This window comes from Chitinophaga sp. (genome assembly GCF_036569125.1).
Lineage (GTDB): Bacteria > Bacteroidota > Bacteroidia > Chitinophagales > Chitinophagaceae > Chitinophaga.
This window is the reverse complement of sequence record NZ_DATCRF010000073.1, coordinates 1-6,899: the sequence shown is the minus strand read 5'-3', so window position 1 is coordinate 6,899 and position 6,899 is coordinate 1. Positions and strand designations below refer to the sequence as shown.

General features: G+C 48.1%; 8 protein-coding genes. 5 read left to right on the top strand and 3 right to left on the bottom strand.

Translation table 11 applies throughout. From position 1 onward, the window contains the following. Window positions 1–399: hypothetical protein (locus tag VIM87_RS02670; RefSeq protein WP_331995472.1), on the bottom strand; the 399-nt coding region annotated here is incomplete at its 3' end. A gap of 335 nt (window positions 400–734) precedes the next feature. Here VIM87_RS02670 and VIM87_RS02665 point away from each other — a divergent pair. From VIM87_RS02665 to VIM87_RS02650, 4 genes are all read left to right on the top strand, one after another. Next, on the top strand, window positions 735–1,967 hold the full coding sequence (locus VIM87_RS02665; RefSeq protein ID WP_331995471.1) for a TCR/Tet family MFS transporter: 1,233 nt from the start codon (window positions 735–737) through the stop codon (window positions 1,965–1,967). Between the two features lie 131 nt (window positions 1,968–2,098). Beyond that, window positions 2,099–2,377 (top strand): SelT/SelW/SelH family protein, encoded by a 279-nt coding sequence (locus VIM87_RS02660; RefSeq protein ID WP_331995470.1) that lies wholly within the window; start codon window positions 2,099–2,101, stop codon window positions 2,375–2,377. Window positions 2,378–2,389: 12 nt separating this feature from the next. Then, window positions 2,390–3,547, top strand: a complete 1,158-nt coding sequence (locus VIM87_RS02655) for a hypothetical protein (protein ID WP_331995469.1) — start codon at window positions 2,390–2,392, stop codon at window positions 3,545–3,547. A 127-nt stretch (window positions 3,548–3,674) separates the two neighbouring features. Continuing rightward, window positions 3,675–4,097 carry a hypothetical protein gene (locus tag VIM87_RS02650; RefSeq protein ID WP_331995468.1) on the top strand — a complete coding sequence of 141 codons (423 nt, stop codon included), beginning with the start codon at window positions 3,675–3,677 and terminating at the stop codon, window positions 4,095–4,097. 3 nt (window positions 4,098–4,100) lie between these two features. On the opposite strand, the gene VIM87_RS02645 is transcribed toward VIM87_RS02650, so the two are convergent. Then, on the bottom strand, window positions 4,101–5,531 hold the full coding sequence (locus VIM87_RS02645) for an arylsulfatase (RefSeq protein WP_331995467.1): 1,431 nt from the start codon (window positions 5,529–5,531) through the stop codon (window positions 4,101–4,103). 137 nt (window positions 5,532–5,668) lie between these two features. Between VIM87_RS02645 and VIM87_RS02640 the strand changes: the two genes are divergently transcribed. Beyond that, window positions 5,669–6,679 (top strand): hypothetical protein, encoded by a 1,011-nt coding sequence (locus tag VIM87_RS02640; protein ID WP_331995466.1) that lies wholly within the window; start codon window positions 5,669–5,671, stop codon window positions 6,677–6,679. Here VIM87_RS02640 and VIM87_RS02635 read toward each other — a convergent pair. Then, window positions 6,680–6,899, bottom strand: a 220-nt coding sequence (locus tag VIM87_RS02635) for a DUF4256 domain-containing protein (RefSeq protein WP_331995465.1), incomplete at its 5' end; no start/stop codon positions are given. It lies immediately after the preceding gene.

Genomic DNA, 6,899 nt, shown 5'->3' with positions numbered 1-6,899 from the left:
GTCGTTATTGAGGATGCCCGTCATATGCAGCAGACCGTTCTTTTCAGCCAGCCGCAGTGCAGAAAGGGTCATGTCCATCTGCTTATCCAGGTTGCCTTTGGTATTTTCTACCAGCGCAAGGTTGCGGGTAGCCAGTATGGTGCCTTCTGCGTATTGCAGGCTATCGCTCAGGCGCAGGGCTTCTGTAGCATAGAGCGTTGTTTTTCCCGGGTCGCTGGTAAAATATACCCGGCCCAGTTTATTCAACAGCTGTACCCTTATTGTATCCCTTTGTGCATGCGTATACAATGCTTGTTGCAGGCTGTCGGCAGGGTTGGCCGGTGGCATAGTAAAACCCAGGTTTACCCGAAAAGAAAAGATACAGGTAAGTACCAGGTATAGGAAAAACTGTACTCTCATGTATGTCCCGGTAGTTAATCAAAAAAAGGTCCCAAAGCAATGGCTATTAAGGGATTATAACCATTCATCGAATAAAAATACGGCTAAAAGCCCAGGAATCAAAAATAAAGGGACCACCGGCGGCCTTTATTGTATAGCTGGTCTAATTAATAATTAAGAATGAATAATTAATAATAATGGATGATGCAGTACCGCAATATGAAGCGCTAAATTATTGATTGTCAAATATTCATTATTCATTTAAGCACGAAATACCTGCAACATGCTGTGCTCAATTATTCATTATTCATTGTTCATTATTAATTAAATATCTTGCGCCCAAATTTTTCCGCCACATGACAGTTAAAAGGAATTCCGCCCTGGGGTTCATTTTTGTAACCGTGCTGATTGATGTTATCGGTTTTGGTATCATCATTCCCGTTATGCCCAAGCTTATTGAGCACCTTACCGGTAAAGGCCTGAGCGAAGCTTCCCAATACGGCGGCTGGCTATTATTTGCATTTGCCATTACACAGTTCTTTTGCTCGCCCATTGTAGGCGGCCTAAGCGACCGTTATGGCAGGCGCCCCGTATTATTACTGGCGCTGCTGGGTTTTGGTTTCGATTACCTGTTCCTGGCTTTTGCACCCACCATTGGCTGGCTGTTCTTAGGACGTATAATTGCCGGTGCTACCGGCGCCAGTTTTACCACGGCCACAGCCTACATTGCAGATGTAAGCCCCCCGGAAAAAAGAGCGCAGAACTTTGGCCTGGTAGGCGCTGCATTTGGTATGGGCTTTATTATAGGTCCCGTAATTGGCGGGCTTTTCAGCCATTGGGGCCCGCGCGCGCCTTTCCTGGCAGCAGCCGCACTAACGTTCATGAATGTACTCTATGGCTATTTCATACTGCCGGAATCGTTATTGCCGGAAAACCGCCGCGCCTTCAGCTGGCAGCGCGCTAACCCGGTAGGCTCCCTCTGGCACCTGTTCCGCTACCCTGTGATAACCGGTTTGATCGCCTCCCTGATCCTGATCTATATAGCTGCACACGCCGTACAGTCTACATGGAGCTATTATACCATGTTCAAATTTGGCTGGAACGAAACCTGGGTAGGCTACTCCCTCGGCGTTGTAGGCTTGCTGGTAGGTGTTGTGCAGGGAGTGCTGATCCGGTGGACCATTCCCAAGCTGGGACAGAAATGGTCTATTTACCTGGGGCTGTTATTCTATACCTTAGGCATGCTGTTATTTGGCTTTGCCAATAAAGGCTGGATGATGTTCGCCTTCCTGGTGCCTTACTGCCTGGGTGGTATTTGTGGGCCGGCTTTGCAGGGCGTTATTTCCAGCGAAGTGCCGCCCACAGAACAGGGCGAGCTGCAGGGCGCGCTCACCAGCTTAATGAGCCTTACCGCTGTAATAGGCCCGCCTGTTATGACCAACCTGTTTGCCTGGTTCTCCAAACCAACGGCAAAGGTTTATTTCCCCGGTATGCCTTTCGTAGCAGGCGCGGTACTTACACTGGCAGCCCTGTTCTTATGCCGCCCATCCCTGGAAGCGCATGACCGCAGGACAATTAAAAATGAATAATTAATAATTAATAAAGTACTTCACATTGCAAATACTACATTAACAATCAATAACTTAGTAATTCAATTACACCTACTACATCATCCATTATTATTAATTATTCATTCTTAATTATTAATTCTTTAATTACAATGAAGTCAATTATCACAATAGAATATTGCCCTAAGTGCGGATGGCTGATGCGTTCCGCCTGGATGGCACAGGAATTGCTGACAACGTTCGCCGATGAATTGGGAGGCGTTACATTGCGTCCCAGCGAAGTGTCCGGCAGCTTTATTATTTATGTAGATGATGAAAAGCTGTTAGATAGAAAGGAGCTGGGGCATTTCCCGGAGATCAAAGAATTAAAGCAGGTGGTACGCGACAAAGTGGCTCCCGGTAAAAGCCTGGGCCATTCAGACAGGAAGTAGTAAACAATCAGCATGCAAAAAAGATTAACCGTTATCGTTATACTGCTGTTATCCGCTATGGGAGCAGCAGCGCAGGACACGCCCTATGTGCTTAAGGACACCATCATCCGCCGCCACAGCTTTTTTCCGCTGCCGGTAGCGGGTTACTCCCAGGAAAAGGGGCTGGAAATAGGCGCGGCCATGCTGTATTCTTTTTATACCGATAACAAGCACCCGGATCCGCTTACACGTAACTCCACCATTAACCTCATACCTTCCATTACTACCAAAAAGCAGTGGAAGATAGATCTGAAAACAGATATCTGGACGCATGCCAATCTATGGCATTTTAAAAGTAACCTGCGTTACCACGATTATCCCATCTACTTTTATGGCATTGGCGATACCACTCATAAGGCAGATCAATCCCTGCTGAACAACAAACGTTATAAGGTGCAGCTGGAAGGGGAGCGGCGTATCGGCGGTCACTTTTACGCCGGCGCTTCGCTATTATACCAGCATGATTCCTATGATTCAAAAGACAGTAAGGGCATTTACCCCGGGCTGGCGCTGGTGGATAAATCCGGCGGCTATTACACCTTCATTGGCCTCACCGGTATTTACGACAACCGCGATAACCAGAACTACACCACCCACGGCTCCTGGGCACGGCTAAACGTAGCTTATGCGCCTGATATTTTTAGCACCCGCGCTTTGTGGAAGATAGAGGCCCAGGGCAAACATTTCATCCCCATCTCCCGTAAAAGCACCCTTGGTTTAAATGTAAACTATAGTACGGTACAGGGCAGCCAGATACCATTTTACCTCTTATCTGAAATGGGCAACGACCTGCTGATGCGCGGCTACTACGCCGGCCGTTACCGGGATCAGAATTACCTGGCTTTCCAGGCAGAATACCGTTATTTCTGGGATCCCAAGATCCCCATCAACATCTGGTTTGTACATATGCAACCCAAGTTTGCGCTGGTGGCCTTTGGCGGTACCGGCACGGTATTTAACAATCATAATTTTGATCTGGGCAGCTTTAAACCTAATTATGGTATCGGCGGCCGCTGGTTTTACGATGAAAGCGCCCGCTTAACCATCCGTATGGATTATGGCTGGGGCGAAAAACGGCCCGGGGAGCCCCGGCAGTCCGGCTTGTATTTGTCACTGGCAGAAGCGTTTTAGTATGCATTTAGCTTTTAGCTTTTAGCGTTTAGCTTTTAGCAAGGAAGGGAAGAGCAGGAAAAAATAATCAAATCAGTTGCTCAGGGAAAATTATTTCAGCATATTCGTATTGTTAATAGTTGGGACCATGAGTGATATATTTTTTTCAGGCAACTGGGAAGGGGAGTACACGTACGAAGAAAATTATTTTCAGGACCGGCGCGACATCTGCGTAGCTTTCAGCATCGCTATGGAAGTGAAGGATGGCCTGGTAAAAGGTCATTGCATTGATGATGAAAAGGGCGGAGGCGCCGCCAATCCAGCCATTATAGAAGGTTTTATAGAAGGAAATTTCATCAGCTTCCTTAAACGGTATGATCATTTCTGGTACACGGAAAATAACGAAGTTAACCACGTACCTTCCGTACCCTCACATGAAGTACATTACAGCGGATTTTTTGAAGAGGACCAGTTTGTTGGCAAATGGGAAATTACCCAGCAGTATATAGATGGCGATGGTTTTTCCCATGAACTGGCTTTCTTTGGCACCTGGACTATGAAAAAAGCATAAAGCTCACTGCAATTCCGGCCAGTCAAAAGCTGCATTTTGCGCGGGGGATACCGACTGTTTAAGCAGCGCCAGCAAAGCCTTCACCCGGTCCGGATACTGCGCTGCCAGGTTATGTTTTTCACCATTATCCTTACTGATATTATACAGCTCCAGCACTTCCGGCTGATCTTTTTTCTTAAACCGCACCAGCTTCCAGTTGTCCTTTAATACCGCCTGTTTTAACAGCCCTTCATTGAACTGCCAGAACAGGTGATCATGCTGCTGCTCCTGTGGTTTACCCTGAATGGCTGCTACAAAAGATAAACCGTCAATATCGCCGGGTGCTGCGGTGTTCGTTAATCCGCAAAGTGTGGGCAGCACATCCCAGAAAGCCCATACCTGGCTGCTGGTACGGCCGGCCGGCACTTTACCCGGCGCTCTTACGATCATGGGCACACGAATACCGCCTTCATACACATCCCGCTTAATACCCCGTAACGGGCCGCTGCTGTTGAAATATTCCGGGTCTGCGCCGCCTTCTTTATGCGGGCCGTTATCGCTGGTAAAGAAAACATAGGTATCATCTTCGAGGTTTAATTCTTTCAGGAGCTGCATCAGGCGGCCAACATCGGAATCCAGCTTGGTGACCATGGCCGCAAAGGCAGCATGCGGCTGCGGCTGGCTATTGTAGGTTACCTTACCCTTTTGTACAAAAGGTATTTCCGGGGCAAATTTGCTGCTGCCGTCCGCATTCAGGAAAGGCTGCAGATATTGTTTGGGCAGTAACAGCTCCGCATGCGGAATAGTTACCGGCAGGTATAAAAAGAAAGGGCCGTCTTTGTGTGCACGTACGAAGTCCAGCGCATGCGCCATGATCAGGTCGTGACTGTACTGGGAATCTGTGGCCACCTGTTTCAGCTGTTTATTCTTCAGCTCAAATAAATGATCCGTAAAATAATGATGCGCATGTGTTTGGTTCAGGTAACCGAAAAACTCATCGAAGCCTTTGAACTGCGGCGCGCCGCTGTCGTTTTCTTCACCCAGTCCCCATTTGCCGAACATACCGGTAGCATATCCATTGGCCTGCAGGCGCTGTGCCAGTGTAGTATCTTCCGGGCGCAGGTGTTGGTTGGCATTACCGCGTATATAGGCATGGCCCATGTGGTAGCCGGTCATTAATGCACAGCGGGAGGGGGCGCACACCGGGCTGCCTGCATAAAATTGAGTGAACCGTGTACCTTGCGCAGCCAGGCCATCAATATTAGGAGTGGGGAAACGGTTGTTCTTATTATAACAAGACAGGTTACCATAACCCAGGTCATCTGCAATAATAAAAATGATGTTCGTACGCTTGTGCCCGTTATTTGGCTGCTGTGCAGCAGCAGTATGCGCAAAAAAGATCATGGTCAGCAAAACCAGTCGCAGCAAGCGTTTGGGTTGGATATCCGTTTGCATAGTGGTTATAAGAGTTGCTATGTTTAACTTAGTCTACTATTTAGGTAGACAATATACACATTAATTTTTTGATTTTGCAACGTATAATCGCTAACTTCCAATACGACCATGTTATGAGTTAACCAAAACAATATCTTATGAAGCGCATTACTTTGCTTTGCACGGTTACATTTATGTTGACCTGCTTTAACCCATTATTAGCCCAGGATGTAAAAAAGGATTACAACGTTGTGCCTTCTTCCAAATTTTACCTGAAAGTTAGCGGCGGTTATTTTTTCAGCGTATTTCCAGGACAGTTCCCGGATGTAGGGCCTTATGCGCCGCATGATGTGCGCAGCACCTATAACCCGGCCACAGGCGCCAGTACGGTAACATCTGATAAGGTGCTTACCGGTTCTTATGGCGCCGGCGCCAGGGGAGGTATTACGTTTGGCTGGTTTTTGAGCAAGTATGTTTCAGTAGAAGCTGCTTTCAATTACTACCACAGCAAAAAGAACCTCATGACCCGGCAGCTTACTACAGTGCAGGGCAGTGGCCAGGTGGCAGGTAGTATTGAGTCGCACGGTTATGCCAATGCGCTGGACTTTGCGCCCAGCGTTGTGATAAGCCCGGGTTATGAAAAAATAAACCCGTACGTGCGGTTTGGGCTGGTAGTACCTTACTGGGGCCGCCTGCATATTGAAACGGACGCTCAAACCAGCACGCCGGTAAGCACAGGCGTGGTAGCGCAAACAACCATTCACCGTGAGGAAGAAGTGCATCCCAACATCACCCTGGGATTCCAGGGCGCACTGGGTGTATCCATGCCCGTATGCCCGCGGCTGGATGTTTTTGTGGAAGCGGAATACCGCAATGTGCCGGCAAAAAGTAAGAAGAAAGAGGTAACTGCATACGACGAAAAAACAGCGGTGGTGAACCTGGCCACCAACCAGGTTATCAGCACCCAGGCCCGCAGTTTAAATGACCTGTCGACCGCTGAAAGGAATACAGATTATGTAACTACCATCGATCAGAATTCAAACACACCCACCGGGAAAAGCGGGGCCAAAACAATGTATAAGAATGATGATATGCCGGCGAATGATTTTAAATCTTACATCAACATCGGCGGACTGGGTGCAAATGCAGGAGTGCGGTGGCGGTTTTAATCAAACCCTTAGTGCGCCGCGGAATCCCCGGGCAGCATAATAAGAGGACGCACCGTTGTGATACATGAAAACGTGGTCATAGCGGCGGTCACAAAAGACGGCGCCCCCGTGTTTCCTGATCTCAGCAGGTGTTTTCACCCAGCTCGACGTTTTAGTATCAAAGTTTCCAAGCAGCTGCAGCTGCCGGTATTGTTCTTCTGTTAAGAGCTCAATACCGATG

Coding starts and splice junctions, on each gene's coding strand:
- VIM87_RS02665 (WP_331995471.1), top strand. CDS start 735: ATGACAGTTAAAAGGAATTCCGCCCTGGGGTTCATTTTTGTAACCGTG.
- VIM87_RS02660 (WP_331995470.1), top strand. CDS start 2,099: ATGAAGTCAATTATCACAATAGAATATTGCCCTAAGTGCGGATGGCTG.
- VIM87_RS02655 (WP_331995469.1), top strand. CDS start 2,390: ATGCAAAAAAGATTAACCGTTATCGTTATACTGCTGTTATCCGCTATG.
- VIM87_RS02650 (WP_331995468.1), top strand. CDS start 3,675: ATGAGTGATATATTTTTTTCAGGCAACTGGGAAGGGGAGTACACGTAC.
- VIM87_RS02645 (WP_331995467.1), bottom strand. CDS start 5,531: ATGCAAACGGATATCCAACCCAAACGCTTGCTGCGACTGGTTTTGCTG.
- VIM87_RS02640 (WP_331995466.1), top strand. CDS start 5,669: ATGAAGCGCATTACTTTGCTTTGCACGGTTACATTTATGTTGACCTGC.